This is a genomic window from Romboutsia sedimentorum, from assembly GCF_030131845.1.
In the GTDB taxonomy this organism is placed as follows: Bacteria; Bacillota; Clostridia; order Peptostreptococcales; family Peptostreptococcaceae; genus Romboutsia_D; species Romboutsia_D sedimentorum.
On the sequence record NZ_JASKYM010000001.1, the window covers coordinates 268,743 to 289,350 of the forward strand.

Genomic DNA, 20,608 nt, shown 5'->3' on the forward strand with positions numbered 1-20,608 from the left:
ATTTAAATCTCTTATTTATCTATTGTTGTATCTATTTGAACAAGTGTTTTAATTAACTTCTTTTTATTTCTATAATCTAATGTTATGACAATTATTGCCCATATACCTAATATTTTTATCATATGACTTAAATCATTTAATTCTAATAAAAAGCAAATTATGTATAATACTAATAAACTAGTTGCCATTTTAATTTTTTGAATACCTTCAAACCTACAGTATGTAGCTTTATCTATCTCTACATTATGCTTTTTTCTAAATTTGATTAAGTAGTCATCTATACCAAACATATAGTTTTTTTCAATTATAAGTATACCTGATATTAATATGGCTACTGGCACAAAAAGCATTGAAATAAGTTGTTCTAACTCCATGTTACCCTCCTTAATAATTCTATACGAATCGTTTTTTTTACATTATATGGAATTTATTGTTTTAATTATCTTTTAACATAATATGAAATTGTATTCTAATTACAAAGTTATTTTATAATAAAAATATTCCTATGTAATTTTTCAATACATAGGAGTATTTCTATTTATTTTATATTAATTCATAAAGTTATCTCTAATTTCTTTTTAGCCAACTATTTTTACATAACTAGAATATACATATCCAACGTTCCCATTGTAGTCTACTTTGTACCAACCATCTTTTGTTTTTTCTTTTATTTTTATTGTTTTATCTTTATTTAATGTTCCTAGTATTTTCCCTTTTGTGTTGCTTTTGTTTCTTATATACACATCATGTGTTGCTTTTCCTGTTTTATCTAGTACTGTTGTATTTGAGTTGTTATCTGATGTTTCAACTATTTTCACATAAGTAGAATATACGTACCCTACTTTTCCATTGTAGTCTACTTTATACCAACCGTCTTTTGTTTTTCCATTTAATTTTATTGTTTTATCTTTATTTAATGTTCCTAGTATTTTTCCTTTTGTATTACTATTGTCTCTTATATATACACTGTGTGTTGCTTTCCCTGTTTTATCTAATACTGTTATATCTGAATTGTTATTGTTTGAATTATTATCTGATGTTTCAACTATTTTTACATAACTAGAATATACATATCCCACTTTTCCATTGTAGTCTACTTTATACCAACCATATTTTGTTTTTCCATTTAATTTTATTGTTTTATCTTTATTTAATGTTCCTAGTATTTTTCCTTTTGTATTGCTATTATCTCTTATATATACATTGTGTGTTGCTTTTCCTGTTTTATCTAATACTGTTATATCTGAATTGTTATTGTTTGAATTATTATCTGATGTTTCAACTATTTTTACATAACTAGAATATACATATCCCGCTTTTCCATTGTAGTCTACTTTATACCAACCGTATTTTGTTTTTCCATTTAATTTTATTGTTTTATTTTTATTTAATGTTCCTAGTATTTTTCCTTTTGTATTGCTATTGTCTCTTATATATACATCATGTGTTGCTTTTCCTGTCTTATCTAATACTGTTATACTTCCATTTGCTTGTGTTGAAACTGTTGTTGCTTTATTAGTACTATTAGTTTGTGCATTTGCAATAACTCCGCCACTTGTAAACACCATAGCCCCTACTATTAATGTTGATACATATTTTTTAAAATTCATATTCTACCCCTTCTTTCTTATGTTTTTAACTTATTTTAAAATCTACCCCTTGTAGTTAGTAATTTGTCTCTACATATATAGACGTCTAATACTATCTTAAAAGTTTTAGATTTCTATGTTAATTTTTTGTTAACAAATTTACTGCTAGGAAATATATATTCAAAACCATTTAGAAAAATGTTAACATTTCATATATTATTAAAGCTATTTAAATGCTTTATCTAAATAACACATAATCAAAATTCTATTTACATATTATGTAATGGTATATTATGTAATGATATATGCATCACTTAATTTTAAAGCATCAACAAAATAAAGGAGGTATCATCAAATGAGAGAAATTAGATGCCCATTTACCGGAAGAACAAGTAGCTCTGTAGCACAAAGTGGCCCATCAATTAATGATTTTTGGCCTAATCAATTGAAACTAAACATTCTTCGTCAAAACTCAAGCTTGAGTAATCCAATGGGAAGTAAGTTTAATTATAGTAAAGAATTTGAAAAACTTGATTATTTTGCATTGAAAAAAGATTTATATAATTTAATGACAGATTCAAAGGATTGGTGGCCAGCAGATTTTGGACACTATGGACCACTATTTATTCGTATGGCGTGGCATAGTGCAGGAACATATAGAATAAGTGATGGTAGAGGTGGAGCAGGTGATGGAACACAAAGATTTCCACCATTAAATAGTTGGCCTGATAATATAAATTTAGATAAAGCTCGTCGATTACTTTGGCCAATCAAACAAAAATATGGTAGTAAAATTTCATGGGCAGATCTTATGATATTAACAGGTAACTGTGCTTATGAATCAATGGGGCTTAAAACTATCGGATTTGGTGGTGGACGTGTAGATGTTTGGGAACCACAAGAGATCTACTGGGGTCCAAAGCACGAATGGCTTGGAAGTAATAAAAACCCTAATAGTGGTAACCTTGAGAATCCACTTGCTGCAGTTCAGATGGGATTAATTTATGTAAATCCAGAAGGACCTGAAGGCAAACCAGATCCAGTTGGCTCTGCAAAAGATATTAGAGTAACATTCTCACGTATGGCTATGAATGACGAAGAAACTGTTGCACTTATAGCTGGAGGTCATACATTTGGTAAATGCCATGGAGCTGCTCCTGCTACATATGTTGGTCCTGCACCCGAGGCTGCTGGTCTTGATGAACAGGGACTTGGTTGGAAAAATAGCTATAAAAGCGGTAAAGGCATTGATACAATAAGTAGTGGAATTGAAGGTGCTTGGAAACAAAATCCAACAACATGGGATATGGGATATTTTAAGACATTGTTTAAATACGAATGGGAATTAGTTAAAAGTCCCGCTGGAGCATATCAGTGGTTAGCTAAGGATGTCTCTGAAGAAGATTTGATTGTAGATGCACATGACCCATCAATTAAACATCGACCTATGATGACAACTGCTGACTTGGGAATTAGATTCGATCCAATATATGAAAAAATTGCTAGAAATTATTTAAATAATCCAGATAAATTCGCTGATGATTTCGCACGTGCTTGGTTTAAACTTACACATCGTGATATGGGTCCTATTTCGCGATACCTTGGCCCAGAGGTTCCTTGTGAAGAATTTATATGGCAAGATCCTGTACCTAAAGTTGATTATGAACTAATTGATAAAGATGATATTAAATATCTTAAAAAGAAAATTTCAGATTCTAAATTATCCGTATCTGAACTTGTTTATACAGCTTGGTCATCTGCATCCACATTTAGAGGCTCTGATAAACGTGGTGGTGCAAATGGAGCTAGAATTCGCCTTGAACCACAAAAGTCTTGGGAGGTTAATGAACCCGAGCAATTAAATAAGGTTTTAGAAGTTTTAAAAAAAATACAGACAGAATTTAACTCTTCTCAGCTACAAAATAAAAAAGTATCTTTAGCAGATATAATTGTCCTCGGTGGTTGCGTAGGTATTGAAAAAGCAGCTAAAAAAGCAGGATATAAAATTATAGTTCCCTTCACTCCTGGTCGTAGTGATACATCTCAAGAAGATACTGATATTACATCATTTGCTGTACTTGAACCAAAAGCTGATGGATTTAGAAACTATATGCAATCAGATTATTCAATGCGAGGTGAAGAATTATTAGTCGACCGTGCACAACTTTTAACTTTAACTGCTCCTGAAATGACAGTTTTAATAGGTGGTATGCGTGTATTAGATACCAACTATAAAAAATCTCAGTACGGTGTTTTTACAGATAGACCAGAAACTCTTACAAATGATTTCTTTGTAAATCTTTTGGATATGGATACTGTTTGGAAACCTACGTCTACAGATGAACAAATATTTGAGGGACGTGACAGAGAAAGCAAAAAGTTGAAATGGAAAGGTACGCGAGTTGACCTTGTTTTTGGATCTAATTCCCAACTTCGTGCTATTGCAGAAGTGTATGCAAGTGAAGACTCTCAAGTTAAATTCTTAAAGGACTTTGTGTCTGCTTGGAATAAAGTAATGAATGCAGATAGATATGATGTAGAGCATTGTTAAGAATATAACAATAATAATAATAAAAGCCTTAGAATAATCCAAGGCTTTTTTATTTGCTATTCATTTTTATATATATTTATAATATTTACTATGTTAGCTGTTTCTTGACTATGTTAGCTGTTTCTTGACTATGTTAGCTGTTTCTTGATTTTTTGTTTCTTTTTTTAGTTTAACATTTGGTTCGCTTGGTAATCCAAACTTCGGTATAAATCTATCAAGCCCTGTTAATGTTAATATAAGTATTGATCCAACTGTAACAAATGCCATAATATTATACTTTATAATATCAAATGCTACGAAATTGTGAAGTGGATATACAGCTGTTAATATTCCTAAATAGAACATTATATAAACATGCCATGGTATTAATTGAGAACCAAACACTCCTAGGGAACTAGAGAAAGTAGCATTTCTTAAACGCAGTTGATATAAATCCTCTTCACTACCCTCTACATTCTTTTCAACTAATTCTTTAGTTATAGGCCCTACTGTAACAATTTGTGCCATTTCATCTGCAAGTGCAGCATTTCCTACTAAACATAATAAACCATTCATAAACATTAATTGTTTTACATTTCTAGCAAGGTACATAACTAAATTTGATAATGGTTCAAAAGCCTTCATCTTAGACATTATTCCACCGAACGCTCCAACCCACATCATCATTACTATAACCCAAGAACCTGCATCTGCAAATCCTGACTTCATTAACTCTAAGAATCCATTTAAAGATTCTACAGTTCCTGCAAAAGTACCAAATAGGAATGATGATACTATACCAATACCTAGACATACTAGTGTCGGTAATCCCTTAATTGCTACTACTAACACTAATATTAGTGGTATCGCCATATAATATGGTACGCCTTCTTTTACTTGATTTAATAATTCTACTGCCGATGGTCTTGCAGCTTCTAAATCAACCATTACTTGAGGTGGTATTTGTTCTATTGCCAATGCAGCATTTGCAGCATCTGTTGGTAATCCCATTGATACGCTCAATCCATATATGATTATTATTGATATTACTAGACATATTATAGACCATGGTCCTTGAGATTTAATTCTATCTATTACCTCAACATCCTGTATACCAGAACTTACAACTGTTGTATCTGATATAAGTCCTATATTGTCTCCAAAGCAAGCTCCCCCAGCTATTGATGCAGTTGTTAATAATATATCTCCACCAACCATATGGTTTAACCATAAAAATATTGGAGCACATGCTGCAAAAGTTCCCCATGAAGTCCCAGTAGCTACTGAAAGTACACCAGTAACTATAAATGCAACTACTGCAACAGTTCTACCTGTTACACCTAGTAAAAGTGCTATATTAACTATAGAAGCTCCAACGCCTGTAGACATAAATGCTTCAGCCATTGCATAAGCAAGCATTAATATAAAGAAAACTAAATTTAACTCTTTTACATTATCAACTGCACAATCAACTAAATCATTAAACTTCAACTTATCTGTTATTGAAGCTACAACAAATGCATATATTGTAGCTATTGGTGCTGCTATTAAGCAGTCTACTTTAAAAATCATTAAACCTGCTAATACAAATACTGGTGAAAACTTAAACAATCCAACTAAAATATTCACGACGGAATATGCCCCCTTAATATAATCCTTTTTTACTATACTAGATTTCTATTAACTAATTCTTCTACAAAGAAACTTCCAACATCTTGTGCAAACTTTCCTGGTCCAAATCCTGCATCATATCCTAGTTCTTTTGCAAGTTCATGATTTATTCTAGGTCCTCCACAAAGAAGTACAACCTTATCACGAAGACCTTCTGCTTCTAATAACTCTACTAAGTTAGTTAAATTTTCTATATGAATATTCTTTTGAGTTACAGTCTGAGAAACTAATAATACATCTGCTTTAAGCTCTACTGCTCTTTTTATAAATTCTTCATTTGGAACCTGACTACCTAAATTATATGCTTCTACTCCTTTATATCTTTCTAATCCGTAGTTTCCTGCATACCCCTTCATGTTCATTATTGCATCTATACCAACAGTATGTGCATCTGTACCAGTACTAGCTCCAACTACTACTACATCTCTTTTTATACTTGATTTTATATAATTTTCTATTTCATATTTATCCATCGTATTTTCTTGTGCTACTTCTACATGTATATCTTCATAGTTTATACCTTTTTCTAAACTTCCATATGCTACATATAATGTAAATTCACTATCTAGTGCTTTATGATGAGCAACATTTATATCAGAAAGCCCCATATTTTTAGCTGTAAGTTTTGCAGCTTCTATACCTCTTTCATCATCCTTTATAGGTAATGTAAAACTTACTTGCACCTTAGCATCATTTAAAGTATCTCCATATGGTTTTACATCTTTTAAATCAAGGTTCTTATCGTATTCTTTATTTTCCATTGAATATAATCCGCTCATTAACAGCTACCCCCTAACACTAACTCTTTTTCTAACATTAACTCTACAAATGGATTAAAGTATACATTCTCTTTCATAACAACTCCATCAAGTCCTTTTCCACCATCAACTGGTCTCTTTATTCCAGCAAACTTTCCTTGTTCTAATGTTTTAAATAATCCTTCTCTTTCTATCTCAGCTATTAACTCATATGCTTTATGTAGTACTTCATTAACTCTAGTGCACATGATACCATCTTTTTTAAATTCTATTTCACTACCTAAGTCTTTCATAGTATTGAATATATATTGAGCGTTATCTATAGATATAGCTCTATCTGATATAAATGGTGTATGTATAGCCTCTGTAAGCATTCCTAATAAATGAAGCTTTTGACCTGTCATTATTGTTACCATATTAAATAATGCATCTTGAACTTGACCTTTAAATATATCACCAGTCATAAACTTAGTAGGTGGCATATATTTAAGTGGAGCTTTAGGGAATATTTCTCTAGCCATTTGAGCTTGAGCTAATTCATATAAGAATCCATTTTCAACATCTGGACTTATTTCAAATGCATGACCAAGACCCATTTGTTCCTCTGGAATACCTGCTATTAAAGCAAACTGCTCATTTATAAATTGTGATGCAAGTACAGTATGTGCTTCTTCTACTGCATCTGCTGTTGTTAAGTAGTTGTCTTCACCAGTATTGATTATAACCCCAGCATATCCATTTATTATTCTTGAGAAGTATTGATCTATCATAGTTCTCTTCATATTTATATCTCTAAATAATATTCCGTATAATGCATCATTAAGCATAACATCTAATCTATTTTGAGCTCCTAATGCTGCTATTTCTGGCATACATAATCCTGAACAGTAGTTACAAAGTCTTATATATCTTCCTAATTCTTTTCCAACATTATCTAGTGCTTCTCTCATTAATCTAAAGTTTTCACCTGTTGCAAAAGTCCCTCCAAATCCTTCAGTAGTAGCACCATGTGGTACAAAATCAAGTAAACTTTGTCCTGTTGTTCTGATAACTGCTATTATATCTGCTCCTTGCTTAGCCGCAGCTACTGCTTGAGTAATATCTTCGTATATATTACCTGTTGCAACTATTAAATATAAATATGGACCAGTTTTATCTCCATACTCATTTAAGAATTCTTCTCTTTTATTTCTATTTTCTTTTATTTGATTTACACTACTTTTAGCTATTTCATTTATTTTAAGCTTAACTTCAAATACATCGTTTTCCTTAAGTGAAGATAAGTCTAATTCTCCTTTAGATACTTGTTGTGCTATTTCTTGTGGATTAAGACCTGTGTTTATCATAGCATTACCTATATAGTAAGCAACACCCATTCCTAAAGATCCATTATTAGAATTTTTTATACTATCTACAATTAGATTTGGAAGTGGTACACCAAATTCATCTACACCGTCTATTCCAAGTAATCTTAGTATAGTTCTTTCAACAGTTACTGTAGTATGCTTATTTATAAATTCTTGCGTGTCTAATGCTATGTTTTGTGCTGATTTACGAGCTTTCTCAACTATACTGAAATCTAAATTTAACTTACTCATATTATCCCCCTTAGCTTCCTATTCGCTTAATTTATTTGCTATATTAATTATTTCATTATCAAGACCCAATAACTTACATATATTTATAGCATCTTTTGGAACTTTCGTTTCTTTGCTTACTTTTTCCATTCTATAGTCCATATACTCTTGAAGTATTTTTACTCCATTTGAACTTTTATCTTTACCTATCCTTAAATCTATTTGACGTTTTAAACCTTCAAAGTTTACATTTTTCAGTCCTATTACCTGATAATAGTCAACGTCACTAATGTTTATATCGTCTAAGTGAGTAGATATTAAGCTTATTGAATTATACTGTTTAAAATATTCACATATTGATTTTAAAAGTAATCTACCTTCTATTGGATTAGTTCCTCTTGCAAATTCATCTAATGCTATGAATCCATCTCTTATCTTAATGAGCTTTGTTATTTCCTTTAATTTTATTATCTCTGCTCCAAAGGTACTTAAACCTTTGTTTATGTCTTGCATATCATCACTTACTAAATATATAAAGTCTAATATACATAAGTTAGCTTCTTTAGCAAATACAAAAAATCCACATTGAAATAAATATAAATTAAGTGCTATAGTTTTCATACTTACACTTTTTCCACCCATGTTAGCTCCACTTATTATAGTTATTTTATTGTCAATTTCTATACTTATTGGTATGTATTGCTTTCCTTGTGAATCTAAAATTCTTTGAATATTTGGATTTACAAGATCTTTAAAATAAATTTTATTGTCTTCATTTATACTTGGTTTTATAGCATTATACTTTATTGCTAAATCAGCTTTTGCAATAAGCAAATCTAATTTTCCTATATTAGTTATATTTTCTTTTACATCTATTAAATAATTGTATAGTTGTTCAGTTAAAGCTTTTCTTATTTTTAGGACTTCTTCCTCTTCTTGAATAACTATCTCAAGTCTTTTCTTTTTTAATTTTTCTATGTTTTTTATCTCTGTTGAACTAAATATTTCTTTTTCTACGTTAAGCTTATTTTGCCTTATACGTAATAATCGTTTGCTATAAGCTCCATATATTTGAAAGGTTGTTAGCTTCAAATCCTCTGGATCTAATAGTTTTACAACTTTCTCTAAACTATTAAAATTTATATAGTCTACATCTATATTTAACTTTAAATAGTATTGCATTATTTTATTAACGTTTATAGCAAAGCTTTTAATTTCAAATAACTCTAGTTCATCTAATATATTTTTATTTTCTAGCCTTACAATTGTATTTTTAATATTTTTTACTTTACAGAATTCATATTGTATATTATCATATACCACTTTATTTTTTTTTAAGCTACTAATCATGCCTTCAACATAGCTCAGTTCTTTTATCAACTTAAGCTTATTTTCTTTTTTATATATCTTGATATTACATTTTTCTATTTCTCCATATGGTGTAATAGTATTTACTTCGTTTGTTATAAATGATTTAATATGATCACCTTCTTGTTCCTAAAAGCTTATTTTCTAAAAATTCATTACATTAAATACTTTTACATCAGTCTTACTTTGTATAGTATCTATAAAATATTTTTCATCAAAGCTATAACCTTCTATAGAAGTTGGGTTTATACTTATTCCTATTAAGTTTACTTTATTTATTGCTCTAATGTTGCCTTTAAGCTTTATAAACTTTTCAAATACATCTTTTTCTAAAAATATTTTTGTGCTATCCTCAACTAATATAGTTATGTTCTTGTAATCTTTTCCACTTCTTAGCATTGTGTTTATAAAGTCATCAGTAACTATTCCATTAAAAACTATATACTTAGTATTTTTATCTATACTGTCTATAATTTCTTTTGAAGAGCTTAAAGTTGTATTAATATCTAAGCTTTTATATGTATAATCATCGTTTACTACACTAACCTTTTTACACTTTATATTTTCATAAACTTCATAAAATTTATTATCGTTAACTTTATCAAGATTTAAAATATTAGCTTCATATACAATTTTTTCTATAGCCTTATTAATATCTTTATTTATTACAGCTCCACTACAAAATATAGTTGATTCTGTTATTGATGGTGAGCCTAATGTTTTTCTAGATAAAGCTCCATCCACTATACTCAAATCTGCTCCATAATGCTTTAGCCTATCACATACATATTTTATCTGAGTATTTATAGATGGACCTGCAAGTTCTATATATCCATCACTTAAAGATTTAAATATAACTATATTTCCTAGAGGTGTTGTTATATTTGTTAGTTCTAAAATTTCTTTTGTTATATCACTTCCTAAAACTAAACTACTGGCTGTGGCTATTATTGTATTTCTATTTACATATATTCTAGGTTTATAAGTTTTAGTAACTACATCTACACCTTCTCCATCTACTCCAATTGAGGTAAGACCCAGTACTATGTTTTTACTTATACACTCTTTAAGTATGTAATTTAGGGTAGTAGTTTTTCCAACATTCTTATAATTACCTATAATCGACATACTTTTATATTTTAGTATTTCTCTTAGTTTATTCATATTTTATTCCTTATAAATTTAATTTCAATAAGCGATGTATACTTTTATTAGCAAAAGATATTATAGCTTAATTCTATAATATCTTTTGCCTTGTAGTTTTTATATTAACCTAATTGAGCAGATAACTCTCTTTTCTTTCTTTCTAATTCAGTTGGTTCAAGTGTCATTCTTTCATTAGTTAAAAGTCCAGCTACTCCTACCTTATGAACTTCTTTTTCTCCTCTACAAACTTCACATTGACATGTATGGCTGTAATTGTGTGGCTCTGAGTATGTTGTTATAACACCTTCAAAGTTTCTAAGTATTACTTTATCATGACTTTGAGATATTACATAGTTTGGCATAACTGGCGTTTTACCACCACCACCTGGTGCATCTACAACAAATGTTGGTACACAGTACCCTGATGTATGACCTCTTAAGCCTTCTATTATTTCTATACCTTTAGAAACAGGAGTTCTAAAGTGCTCTATACCGTTAGATAAGTCACATTGATAAATGTAGTATGGTCTAACTCTTATTTTTACTAAATCGTTAACTAGTTTTTTCATAACATGCATACAGTCATTTACTCCACGTAATAAAACACTTTGGTTTCCTAGAGGTATACCTGCATTTGCCATTTTTTCACAAGCCTCTTTAGACTCTGGTGTTATTTCGTTTGGATGGTTAAAGTGAGTATTTAACCATACTGGATGATATTTCTTAAGCATATTCACTAAACCATCAGTTATTCTTTGAGGCATAACTACTGGAGCTCTACTTCCTATTCTTATTATTTCAACGTGTGGTATTTCTCTTAATTTACTTATTATGTATTCTAATCTTTCATCACTCATTAAAAGTGCGTCTCCACCTGATAATAATACGTCTCTTATAACTGGTGTATTTCTTATATATTCTATAGCTTTATCTATTCTATCTACTGGTTGAGCTCCATCATTTTGACCAGCAAATCTTCTTCTTGTACAGTGTCTACAGTACATTGCACATTGATCAGTGATTAATATTAATGCTCTATCTGGGTATCTATGAGTAAGTCCTGGTACTGGTGAATCTCCATCTTCATGAAGTGGGTCATCTAAGTCAGCATCAGAAACTTTAAGTTCTGATGATACTGGTATTGCTTGCTTTCTTATTGGATCATTTGGGTTTGTAGGATCAATTAATGATAAGTAGTATGGAGTTATACTCATTCTTAAAGTTTTAAGACATTCGTGAACTCCTTGTTCTTCACTTTCTGTAAGTGGTATATATTTTTTAAGTTCTTCAACAGTTGTTATTCTATTTTTAACTTGCCAATTCCAATCATTCCATAATTCATTACTAACATCTTTAAATATTTTTCTCTCCATGATTATTTACCCCCTAATTATACATATAATTTTTTGAATATATTTTTTAAAGTTTCACTTTCTCTTAATGCTGTTAATGTAACATCTGCATGCCCCTTAGTGTATCCATTTCCTATTATCATATCTACATCTTTACCAACCCCTTCAGCTCCAAGAGCTGCTTTTGTAAATGCAGTTGCCATTGAGAAGAAATATACTACTCCTCCATCTCTAACTGGTAATATTGTACTCATTTCTGTGTTAGAAACATTTACACAGTTTATAGATAAATCTACTTCTTTACCATTGTTTACTTCTAATACTTTATTTAAAACTGCATTAGGATTTTGAGCATCTACTATTATTGCTTCATCAACAAGATCATTTTCTTTTATAAATTCTGCTTGTTCACTATTTATTACAAGCCCTATTACTTTACCTGTCTTACCTGCTTTTTTTCTAGCTTCATAACAGCAAAGCATTCCAGACTTACCAGCAGCCCCCAGTATTAAAACACTCTGACCTTCCTTAACTAACTTTTGAGTTTGAGCAGGTGCTCCTGCTACGTCTAAAGCAGCTAGTGCTAATGTTTCTTCCATATCTGTTGGTAATTTTGCGTATATACCACTTTCAAATAATATCGCTTTCCCTTTTATTTCAACTCTATCTATATCTGACTTTATATCTATTATTTCTTCTATTTTTAATGGTGTTAATGATAGGGAAACAAGTGTAGCTATCTTATCCCCTACTTTTAAATCTATATTTCCTTCTAAATCAGAACCTATCTTTTCTATAGTTCCTATTAACATTCCTCCAGAACCTGTTACTGGATTTTGCATTTTACCTTTTTCTTCTACTATTTCTAGTATTTTTGATTTTATTTTTTCTATATCATGATTACACTCTTCTTCTATTTGAGTAAAACTTGCTGAATCTATATTTAAAGCTTGAACATCTATTAATATTTCATTATCATATATGTTCATATCATTACTTATTTTTTTAGCTGGTTGAGGTAGAACGTTTTCCCCTAGTACTCTATGTGTCCCATACTTACATCCTTTCATCTTTATACCCCCTTGTTATATTGTTTGCATTTCTCTACGTACTAAATCATCTGATATGATTAAGTCTGCCTCAGTCATTTCTATTAACTCTTCAACAGTTACCCCTTCACTGATCTCTGTTACAAGTAATCCATTTTCAGTTACTTTCATAACAGCAAGTTCAGTTACTATCATATCAACTACATTCTTTGCAGTTAATGGAAGAGTACAATTTTTAAGTATTTTAGATTTTCCTTTTGCAGTATGTAGCATTGCAACTATTACTTTCTTAGCACCAACTACTAAATCCATAGCTCCTCCCATACCAGGAACCATTTTTCCAGGAACTATCCAGTTAGCTAAGTTTCCATTTTGATCTACTTCTAAAGCTCCTAGTACTGTTACATCAACATGTCCTCCCCTGATTAATCCAAAAGACATTGCTGTATCAAAGAAAGCTCCATCATCATTTATAGTTACATACTGCCCACCTGCATTTATTGTATCTAAATCTATTTCATCTTTATCTGCAACTTTTCCCATTCCAACCATTCCGTTTTCTGATTGGAAAGTTACACTTATTCCATCTTCAATATAATTTGCAGTTAAAGTTGGAAGTCCTATTCCTAGGTTTATTAATTGGCCATTTTCAAACTCTTTGGCAACCCTTCTTGCTATAATTTCTTTAGGATTCATTTAATTAGCCTCCTTTACAATGTAATCTACTACTACACCTGGAGTCATAATCATTTCCTTATTAATTTCACCAGTATTTACAAATTCTTCTGCTTCAACAATTACAATATCACTTGCCATTGCTATCATTGGATTAAAGTTTTTAGTAGTTCCTTTGTACATTGTGTTACCAAATTCATCTACTATACTACCCTTAACAAGTGCTACATCTGCTCTTAATGGGTGTTCTAACAAGTACTCTTTATTATTAATACTTATTTTTTCTTTATTTTCCTCTACTAATGTTCCTACTCCAGTTGGAGTTAATATTCCACCTAAGCCAAAACCTCCTGCTCTTACTCTTTCTATAAGAGTTCCTTGTGGAGATAATTCTACTTCAAGCTTACCTTCATTCATTAACTGACCAGTTTGTGCATTAGTTCCAATATGTGAAGCTATAACTTTCTTTACTTGATTATTTACTATCAATCTTCCTATACCTCTATCGACAAAGGAAGTGTCATTTCCTATTATGGTTAAATTTTTAACGTCTGATTGTATAAGTGCATCTATAAGTTTCTCACCAGTACCACATCCTAAAAATCCACCTATCATAATAGTCATATCGTCTTTAAAAATATCTTTTAATTTTTCTAAAGATATTACCTTATTCATGTTTTTTCCCCCTAATATATTTTAAGCTTCTTGTGCTGTTAATACCTTAGCTTCTAAATTTAATATCTCACGAGCTTCTTTTGGTGTAGCTACTTGTCTTCCTAATTCTCTAACAATATTTGCAGCTTTTTGAACTAATTCTCCATTAGATTTAGCTTTTACACCTTTTTCCATATAAACATTATCCTCAAATCCTACTCGAATATGCCCTCCCATTAACACACTTAGTGCTATCATGTCAAATTGGCATCTTCCTACACCACTTACAGTGAAAGTAGCATTACTTGGTATACTTTGTCTCATAAACATTAAATCTCTATATGTTCCACTTATACCACCATTAACTCCCATTACAAAGTTAAAGTGCATATTATCATTTATGAAGCCTTTTTTGTTAAGTCTTAAAGCCATGTCTACCATACCTTTATCAAATACTTCTATTTCTGGCTTAACGTTTAAATCTATCATTTTTTTGCCAAATTCTTTTATAGTATTTTCAGTATTAACAAATATATCATCTCCACCAAAGTTACAAGTACCACAGTCTAGTGTTGCCATTTCTGGAGATAAGTTTACAGGTTGTATTCTTTCTTCATTGCTCATCCCAACTGCCCCTCCAGTTGAAGGTTGAACAATTGCATCCATACATTCCTCTTTTATTGCATCTATACATTCCCTAAATCTATTTATATCTTGAGTTGGAGTACCATCATCATTTCTTACATGAAGATGTATTATACTAGCTCCAGCATCATAAGCAGCTTTTGCTTCTCTTACTACTTCTTCTACAGTATATGGGACATTTTCATTATGTTCTTTTGTTACCTCTGCACCACTTATAGCTGCTGTAATTATTACTTTTTCCATGTTAAGCGCCTCCCCCTTTTAAACTAATATCTTTGCTTATCTTTAGGTACTACACAAGTTCCACTTGCCTTACAAACTACTATTGGTTCTTCTAAAACATCTGCTGCTGAATCACTTATATCAAATCTTGGTACTATAACTTTTCTAGCTTCAAATACCATTTTTCTTGAACTATTTCCTACCTTAACTATTTCTCCAACAGCTTCTATATAATCTCCAGCATATACCGGTGCTAAAAATTCAACACTATCATATGCTTTGAATAACCCTTCATCTCCATCATTTTGAATAAGTAACTCAGTAGCTACATCTCCAAACAATTGAAGCATTTTAGCCCCATCTACTAAATTTCCGCCATAATGTGCATCATGGCTTCCCATTCTAATTCTTATCATTGCTTTCATGTTAAGTCCCCCCTAATGAATATATATATATTAACTAATTGGCATAGATTTTACATATACCAATTAGTTAAAATCTTTTTGTTATGCTAACTCTTGTACCAAGTTTTTAATTACTTTGTTAACATCTCCTACTAAAGAAAGATCTGCTACTTCAAATATTGCTGCATCACTATTGTTATTTATAGCGATTATATATTCAGACTCTTCCATACCAGCTAAATGTTGTATTGCTCCTGATATACCACAAGCAATATATACATCTGGTCTTACGGTCTTACCTGTTTGGCCCACTTGACGAGATTTATCAATCCATCCTGCATCAACTACAGCACGAGAAGCACTTACTTCAGCTCCTAATATATCTGCTAATTCATATACAGCGTCCATATTTTCTTTAGAACCAACTCCTCTACCTGCTGATATAAGAACCTTTGCATCTTCTATGTTAACCTTTTTTATATTTTCCTTAACATATTTTAATACTTGCACATTATTATCGCACTGTGAAAAATCAACATCTACCTTTTCTATATTTCCTGTTCTAGTTATATCTTTTTCTAATTTTTTCATAACACCAGGTCTTACAGTACTCATTTGTGGTCTATGATTTGGACATATTATTGTAGCCATTATATTCCCACCAAATGCTGGTCTAGTCATTAATAATCCTTGGTTTTCCTCATCTATTTCAAGTGATGTACAGTCTGCAGTAAGTCCTGTTTCTATAGTAGCACTTACTCTTGGTGCTAAGTCTCTCCCTATTGTAGTTGCTCCTACTAAAACTATATTTGGATTTTTTTTATTTATTACTTCTGTAAAGGCTTTAGTATATGTACTAGTTAAGTATACATCTAAATTTTCATCTTCAACATAAACTACTTCATCTGCTCCATATTGTATAAGTTCTTCACTTAAATTTTCTATATTATGGCCTAATAATACAGCACTTAATTTATTATTTATCTTATCAGCTAACTCTCTACCTTTTCCTAATAATTCCAAAGAAACATTTTGTAATTCTCCGCCCCTTTGTTCAACAAAGACCATTACACTCATCGTTTTTCCTCCTATTAATCACTATTTTTTTAGTAATTATTTGTCAAATCATTTTTTAAGCTTTTGCTTCAGCTATTATAAACTTTTCTTTTAAAGAATTTAAAATTAATAATGCTGCTTCTTTTTCACCTACATCATGAAGTGTTCCTTTAGCCTTAACCCCTTTAGTAAAAGACTTCTTAACTTTAGTTGGTGAACCTTTTAATCCTATTTCTTCTATATTAACTTCTATATCTTTTAATCCCCAAGTTTCTATCTTATCTTCTGACATACAGTCGTATATTCTAGATATTTTCATGTATCTTGGACTATTCATTTCTTTTAAAGTAGTTACAAGTACTGGCATCTTAGCCTTTATAACTTGGTATCCATCTTCAAATGCTCTATTTACTGTTATGCTATCCCCTTTTACTTCCATCTTTTCAACATATGTTATTGATGGTATACCAAGATGATTTGCAATTTGAGGACCAACTTGTGCAGTATCTCCATCTATTGCTTGTCTTCCTGCTATTATTAAATCATGCTCAATATTTTTTATAGCACCTGCTATTGTTTTTGAAGTTGCAAGCGTATCAGCTCCAGCAAATGCTCTATCTGTAAGAAGTATAGCTCTATCAGCACCCATTGCTAAAGCTTCTTTTAGTGCATTTTTAGCTTGAGGAGGTCCCATTGTTAATACAGTTATAGTAGCTCCTGTTTGCTCTTTTATGCTTATTGCTTCTTCTATCCCTGCTTTATCATCAGGATTTATTATACTTGGAATCCCATCTCTTATTAATGTACCAGTTTTAGGATCTAACTTTACTTCTGTTGTATCTGGTACTTGTTTTATACAAACTAATATATTCATGTTTTCTCCTCCCAAATTTCTATCAAGACTATTTAAGTAAGTTTGCACTTATTACCATTTTTTGAACTTCACTTGTTCCTTCATATATCTCAGTTATTTTTGCATCTCTCATCATTCTTTCAACTTCATATTCACGTGTATATCCATATCCACCATGAAGTTGAACTGCTTTAGTAGTAACTTCCATTGCAACTTCTGCAGCATAAAGTTTTGCCATTGCAGCTTCTACACTATATGATTTACCTGAATCTTTTTTAGTTGCAGAATTGTATACTAAAAGTCTTGCAGCTTCAATCTTAGTTTTCATATCAGCTAACTCAAATTGAGTGTTTTGGAATGAAGCTATACTTCTACCAAATTGCTTTCTTTCTTTAACATAGTTAACAGTAAGATCTAATGATCCTTGAGCTATACCAAGAGCTTGTGCTGCTATTCCTATACGACCACCATCTAGTGTCTTCATAGCTATTTTAAAACCTTGACCTTCTTTTCCTAATATATTTTCTTTAGGTATTCTACAATTTTCAAATATTAACTCACAAGTTGCAGATCCTCTTATTCCTAATTTCTTTTCTTTTTTCCCTATAGAGAAACCTTCAGTTCCTTTTTCAACTATGAAAGCTGATATTCCACGAGTTCCTTTAGGTTTATCAGTCATAGCCATTACTACATATATATCAGCTGGTCCTGCATTAGTTATAAATACCTTTGAACCATTTAATACATATTCATCTCCATCTAATATAGCTGTAGTTTGTTGCCCCGATGCATCTGTACCTGCATTAGGCTCAGTTAAACCAAATGCACCTAACTTTTCACCTTTTGCTAGAGGAACTAAGAATTTTTCTTTTTGTTCTTTTGTCCCAAACTCAAATATAGGACTTCCACATAATGAAGTATGAGCTGAAACTATTACCCCTGTAGTTGCGCATGCTTTAGATAATTCTTCAACAGCCATTGCGTAACCTAAATAGTCTCCACCTTCTCCGCCATACTCTTTAGGGAAAGGTATACCTAAAAATCCATATTTACCCATTTTTTCAACAGTTTCATATGGAAACTTTTCTTCCTCATCTATTTCATGAGCTATAGGAGCTACCTCATTTTGTGTAAACTCTCTATACATTTGTTTTAATAATTCATATCTTTCCATTAAAAATTTCCCCTCTTTTCTGAAAATGTAACATCCATCTATACACAGTGTATAAGCCCTAGATTAATTTCTTTTTTAAATCAATTAATTATAGTCATAAAATCCTTTTTTAGTTTTTCTTCCTAACACTCCACCTCTAACCATCTTTCTAAGAAGCGGATGTGGTCTATATTTTGAATCTCCAAATTCAGTATAAAGTACTTCCATTATGTTTAGGCATACATCTAGACCTATAAGATCTCCTAAGGCTAGCGGCCCTATTGGATGATTTGCTCCTAACTTCATAGCATTATCTATATCTTGTGCACTAGCAATATTTTCTGCAAATATTCCTATTGCCTCATTTATCATAGGTACTAATATTCTATTAACTACAAATCCTGGTGATTCTTTTACACTTACTGGTGTTTTTTCTAATTGTGTGGATAATTCTAATATTGTCTGGTGTGTTTGCTCTGATGTTAGCATTCCATCTATTACTTCAATTAATTTCATAACTGATGCTGGATTGAAGAAATGCATTCCTATAACTTTTTCTGGTCTGTTTGTGCTTATTGACAAATCTGTTATTGATAAAGATGATGTGTTTGTTGCTAATATAGTTTCCTTTTTACATATAGAGTCTAACTCTTTAAATAATTGCTTTTTAATTTGCATATTTTCAACTATAGCCTCTATTACTAAATCACAGTCTTTTGCTTTTTCAAGGTCTACAGTTTTTTCAAGCCTACTTAAGATTTGAATTTTATCTTCTTCTTTTATTTTTTCTTTTAATACTTTTCTCTCTAAATTTTTTGTTATTAATTTAACACCTTTACCTATAATATCTTCACTTATATCTCTAAGAATTACTTCATGCCCACTTGATATAAATACTTCAGCAATACCACTTCCCATAGTACCGCTTCCTATTACCATTACTTTCATGATGTGTTCCCCCCTAAATATAAAATGTATATCTTTTAATGTATAAGATATTTACACATTACCTTCTAATGAACTACTTACTTTTTTGATAGCGTTTACGAATTTTGGTTCTCTTTTTTCTAAGAAAGCACTCATACCCTCTTCTTGATCTTCACTTGCAAAGCATAATCCAAATAAATTACTTTCCAAATTTGTAGCTCTATCTATATCCATTTCATAACCGTTATTTATAGCATTTTTGGCATATCTAAGTGCTATTTGTCCTTTAGTAGCTATTAACTTAGCCATCTCTAAGCATTCATCTAGTAATAAATCTTTTGTTGTTACTCTATTTATTAAACCTATATTTTTAGCTTCTTCTGCTTTTATTATTTGTGCTGTATATATAAGTTCTTTAGCTTTTGCTATACCTACTACCCTAGGTAGTCTTTGAGTTCCCCCAAACCCTGGTATTATACCAAGATTTGCTTCTACTTGCCCAAACTTAGCATTTTCGCTTGCTATTCTAATATCACAACTCATAGCAAGTTCTAAGCCTCCACCTAAACAAAATCCATTTATAGCTGCAATTATTGGTTTTTCACAATTTTCTATTTTTCTAAATATACAATTCCCATATTCAGAAAACTCTACCCCTTCTTTGAAACTCATATCTTTCATTGCTGCTATATCGGCACCTGCGACAAAGGTTTTCCCTTCACCTGTTATTATTCCTACATAAATATCTTCATCTTTAGAGATAATATCAATAGCTCTATCTAATTCTTGTAAAACCTCTTCATTCAATGAATTTAAATATTTTTCTCTAGTAATCTTAATTATATAAACATTCCCTGATTTAGTACAATTTAAATTTTTATACATTTTATCACCCTCGTATACTATTAAATTAAATACATCTTCTTCAAAAATCGTTTTTGTTTGTGGTTATATACTATATTTCTACACGTTTGTTATA

At 30.8% G+C, this 20,608-nt stretch carries 19 protein-coding genes; 1 reads left to right on the forward strand and 18 read right to left on the reverse strand.

Going from position 1 to position 20,608, the window contains the following annotated elements:
- Positions 1 to 11: 11 nt before the first annotated feature.
- Positions 12 to 374, reverse strand: coding sequence for a hypothetical protein (locus tag QOZ84_RS01400; protein ID WP_284131172.1), 363 nt, complete (start codon positions 372 to 374; stop codon positions 12 to 14).
- A gap of 204 nt (positions 375 to 578) precedes the next feature.
- Positions 579 to 1,610 carry an SH3 domain-containing protein gene (locus tag QOZ84_RS01405; RefSeq protein WP_284131173.1) on the reverse strand — a complete coding sequence of 344 codons (1,032 nt, stop codon included), beginning with the start codon at positions 1,608 to 1,610 and terminating at the stop codon, positions 579 to 581.
- Positions 1,611 to 1,944: 334 nt separating this feature from the next.
- Between QOZ84_RS01405 and katG the strand changes: the two genes are divergently transcribed.
- Positions 1,945 to 4,140, forward strand: coding sequence for a catalase/peroxidase HPI (gene katG, locus QOZ84_RS01410; RefSeq protein WP_284131174.1), 2,196 nt, complete (start codon positions 1,945 to 1,947; stop codon positions 4,138 to 4,140).
- A 108-nt stretch (positions 4,141 to 4,248) separates the two neighbouring features.
- Here katG and QOZ84_RS01415 read toward each other — a convergent pair whose 3' ends face one another.
- The 16 genes from QOZ84_RS01415 to QOZ84_RS01490 all read right to left on the reverse strand — a co-directional run bounded on the left by QOZ84_RS01415 (position 4,249) and on the right by QOZ84_RS01490 (position 20,514).
- Entirely contained in the window at positions 4,249 to 5,748 is a 1,500-nt protein-coding gene (locus QOZ84_RS01415; protein WP_284131175.1) for a Na+/H+ antiporter NhaC family protein, read from the reverse strand.
- Between the two features lie 35 nt (positions 5,749 to 5,783).
- On the reverse strand, positions 5,784 to 6,569 hold the full coding sequence (gene kamE / locus QOZ84_RS01420) for a lysine 5,6-aminomutase subunit beta (protein ID WP_284131176.1): 786 nt from the start codon (positions 6,567 to 6,569) through the stop codon (positions 5,784 to 5,786).
- Positions 6,569 to 8,146, reverse strand: coding sequence for a lysine 5,6-aminomutase subunit alpha (kamD, locus tag QOZ84_RS01425; RefSeq protein ID WP_284131177.1), 1,578 nt, complete (start codon positions 8,144 to 8,146; stop codon positions 6,569 to 6,571). The genes kamE and kamD overlap by 1 nt, the downstream gene beginning before the upstream one ends.
- An 18-nt stretch (positions 8,147 to 8,164) precedes the next feature.
- On the reverse strand, positions 8,165 to 9,604 hold the full coding sequence (kamC, locus tag QOZ84_RS01430) for a lysine 5,6-aminomutase reactivase ATPase KamC (RefSeq protein ID WP_465231564.1): 1,440 nt from the start codon (positions 9,602 to 9,604) through the stop codon (positions 8,165 to 8,167).
- 33 nt (positions 9,605 to 9,637) lie between these two features.
- A complete protein-coding gene (kamB, locus tag QOZ84_RS01435) occupies positions 9,638 to 10,657 on the reverse strand; it encodes a lysine 5,6-aminomutase reactivase subunit KamB (RefSeq protein WP_284131179.1) in 1,020 nt (339 codons plus the stop codon).
- 104 nt (positions 10,658 to 10,761) lie between these two features.
- Positions 10,762 to 12,012, reverse strand: coding sequence for a lysine 2,3-aminomutase (gene kamA, locus QOZ84_RS01440; RefSeq protein ID WP_331496498.1), 1,251 nt, complete (start codon positions 12,010 to 12,012; stop codon positions 10,762 to 10,764).
- Positions 12,013 to 12,029: 17 nt separating this feature from the next.
- On the reverse strand, positions 12,030 to 13,061 hold the full coding sequence (gene kdd / locus QOZ84_RS01445) for an L-erythro-3,5-diaminohexanoate dehydrogenase (RefSeq protein ID WP_284131180.1): 1,032 nt from the start codon (positions 13,059 to 13,061) through the stop codon (positions 12,030 to 12,032).
- Positions 13,062 to 13,076: 15 nt separating this feature from the next.
- Positions 13,077 to 13,736, reverse strand: a complete 660-nt coding sequence (locus tag QOZ84_RS01450; RefSeq protein ID WP_284131181.1) for a 3-oxoacid CoA-transferase subunit B — start codon at positions 13,734 to 13,736, stop codon at positions 13,077 to 13,079.
- Entirely contained in the window at positions 13,737 to 14,390 is a 654-nt protein-coding gene (locus tag QOZ84_RS01455) for a 3-oxoacid CoA-transferase subunit A (RefSeq protein WP_284131182.1), read from the reverse strand.
- 21 nt (positions 14,391 to 14,411) lie between these two features.
- The gene (gene kce, locus QOZ84_RS01460; protein WP_284131183.1) at positions 14,412 to 15,257 is read right to left on the reverse strand and encodes a 3-keto-5-aminohexanoate cleavage enzyme; all 846 of its coding nucleotides are present in this window, start codon (positions 15,255 to 15,257) and stop codon (positions 14,412 to 14,414) included.
- A gap of 23 nt (positions 15,258 to 15,280) precedes the next feature.
- Positions 15,281 to 15,661, reverse strand: coding sequence for a 3-aminobutyryl-CoA ammonia lyase (gene kal, locus QOZ84_RS01465; RefSeq protein WP_284131184.1), 381 nt, complete (start codon positions 15,659 to 15,661; stop codon positions 15,281 to 15,283).
- Positions 15,662 to 15,742: 81 nt separating this feature from the next.
- The gene (locus QOZ84_RS01470; protein ID WP_284131185.1) at positions 15,743 to 16,717 is read right to left on the reverse strand and encodes an electron transfer flavoprotein subunit alpha/FixB family protein; all 975 of its coding nucleotides are present in this window, start codon (positions 16,715 to 16,717) and stop codon (positions 15,743 to 15,745) included.
- Positions 16,718 to 16,772: 55 nt separating this feature from the next.
- On the reverse strand, positions 16,773 to 17,570 hold the full coding sequence (locus QOZ84_RS01475) for an electron transfer flavoprotein subunit beta/FixA family protein (RefSeq protein ID WP_284131186.1): 798 nt from the start codon (positions 17,568 to 17,570) through the stop codon (positions 16,773 to 16,775).
- A 28-nt stretch (positions 17,571 to 17,598) separates the two neighbouring features.
- Positions 17,599 to 18,723 (reverse strand): acyl-CoA dehydrogenase, encoded by a 1,125-nt coding sequence (locus tag QOZ84_RS01480; protein WP_284131187.1) that lies wholly within the window; start codon positions 18,721 to 18,723, stop codon positions 17,599 to 17,601.
- A gap of 84 nt (positions 18,724 to 18,807) precedes the next feature.
- Positions 18,808 to 19,650 (reverse strand): 3-hydroxybutyryl-CoA dehydrogenase, encoded by an 843-nt coding sequence (locus tag QOZ84_RS01485; protein ID WP_284131188.1) that lies wholly within the window; start codon positions 19,648 to 19,650, stop codon positions 18,808 to 18,810.
- A 51-nt stretch (positions 19,651 to 19,701) separates the two neighbouring features.
- Entirely contained in the window at positions 19,702 to 20,514 is an 813-nt protein-coding gene (locus QOZ84_RS01490; protein ID WP_284131189.1) for an enoyl-CoA hydratase-related protein, read from the reverse strand.
- Positions 20,515 to 20,608 lie beyond the last annotated feature (94 nt).

What these genes read in the sequence shown, in the direction of transcription:
- QOZ84_RS01400 (WP_284131172.1), bottom strand. Translation starts at nt 374, where the DNA reads ATGGAGTTAGAACAACTTATTTCAATGCTTTTTGTGCCAGTAGCCATA.
- QOZ84_RS01405 (WP_284131173.1), bottom strand. Translation starts at nt 1,610, where the DNA reads ATGAATTTTAAAAAATATGTATCAACATTAATAGTAGGGGCTATGGTG.
- katG (WP_284131174.1), top strand. Translation starts at nt 1,945, where the DNA reads ATGAGAGAAATTAGATGCCCATTTACCGGAAGAACAAGTAGCTCTGTA.
- kamE (WP_284131176.1), bottom strand. Translation starts at nt 6,569, where the DNA reads ATGAGCGGATTATATTCAATGGAAAATAAAGAATACGATAAGAACCTT.
- kamD (WP_284131177.1), bottom strand. Translation starts at nt 8,146, where the DNA reads ATGAGTAAGTTAAATTTAGATTTCAGTATAGTTGAGAAAGCTCGTAAA.
- kamB (WP_284131179.1), bottom strand. Translation starts at nt 10,657, where the DNA reads ATGAATAAACTAAGAGAAATACTAAAATATAAAAGTATGTCGATTATA.
- kamA (WP_331496498.1), bottom strand. Translation starts at nt 12,012, where the DNA reads ATGGAGAGAAAAATATTTAAAGATGTTAGTAATGAATTATGGAATGAT.
- kdd (WP_284131180.1), bottom strand. Translation starts at nt 13,061, where the DNA reads ATGAAAGGATGTAAGTATGGGACACATAGAGTACTAGGGGAAAACGTT.
- QOZ84_RS01450 (WP_284131181.1), bottom strand. Translation starts at nt 13,736, where the DNA reads ATGAATCCTAAAGAAATTATAGCAAGAAGGGTTGCCAAAGAGTTTGAA.
- QOZ84_RS01455 (WP_284131182.1), bottom strand. Translation starts at nt 14,390, where the DNA reads ATGAATAAGGTAATATCTTTAGAAAAATTAAAAGATATTTTTAAAGAC.
- kce (WP_284131183.1), bottom strand. Translation starts at nt 15,257, where the DNA reads ATGGAAAAAGTAATAATTACAGCAGCTATAAGTGGTGCAGAGGTAACA.
- kal (WP_284131184.1), bottom strand. Translation starts at nt 15,661, where the DNA reads ATGAAAGCAATGATAAGAATTAGAATGGGAAGCCATGATGCACATTAT.
- QOZ84_RS01470 (WP_284131185.1), bottom strand. Translation starts at nt 16,717, where the DNA reads ATGAGTGTAATGGTCTTTGTTGAACAAAGGGGCGGAGAATTACAAAAT.
- QOZ84_RS01475 (WP_284131186.1), bottom strand. Translation starts at nt 17,570, where the DNA reads ATGAATATATTAGTTTGTATAAAACAAGTACCAGATACAACAGAAGTA.
- QOZ84_RS01480 (WP_284131187.1), bottom strand. Translation starts at nt 18,723, where the DNA reads ATGGAAAGATATGAATTATTAAAACAAATGTATAGAGAGTTTACACAA.
- QOZ84_RS01485 (WP_284131188.1), bottom strand. Translation starts at nt 19,650, where the DNA reads ATGAAAGTAATGGTAATAGGAAGCGGTACTATGGGAAGTGGTATTGCT.
- QOZ84_RS01490 (WP_284131189.1), bottom strand. Translation starts at nt 20,514, where the DNA reads ATGTATAAAAATTTAAATTGTACTAAATCAGGGAATGTTTATATAATT.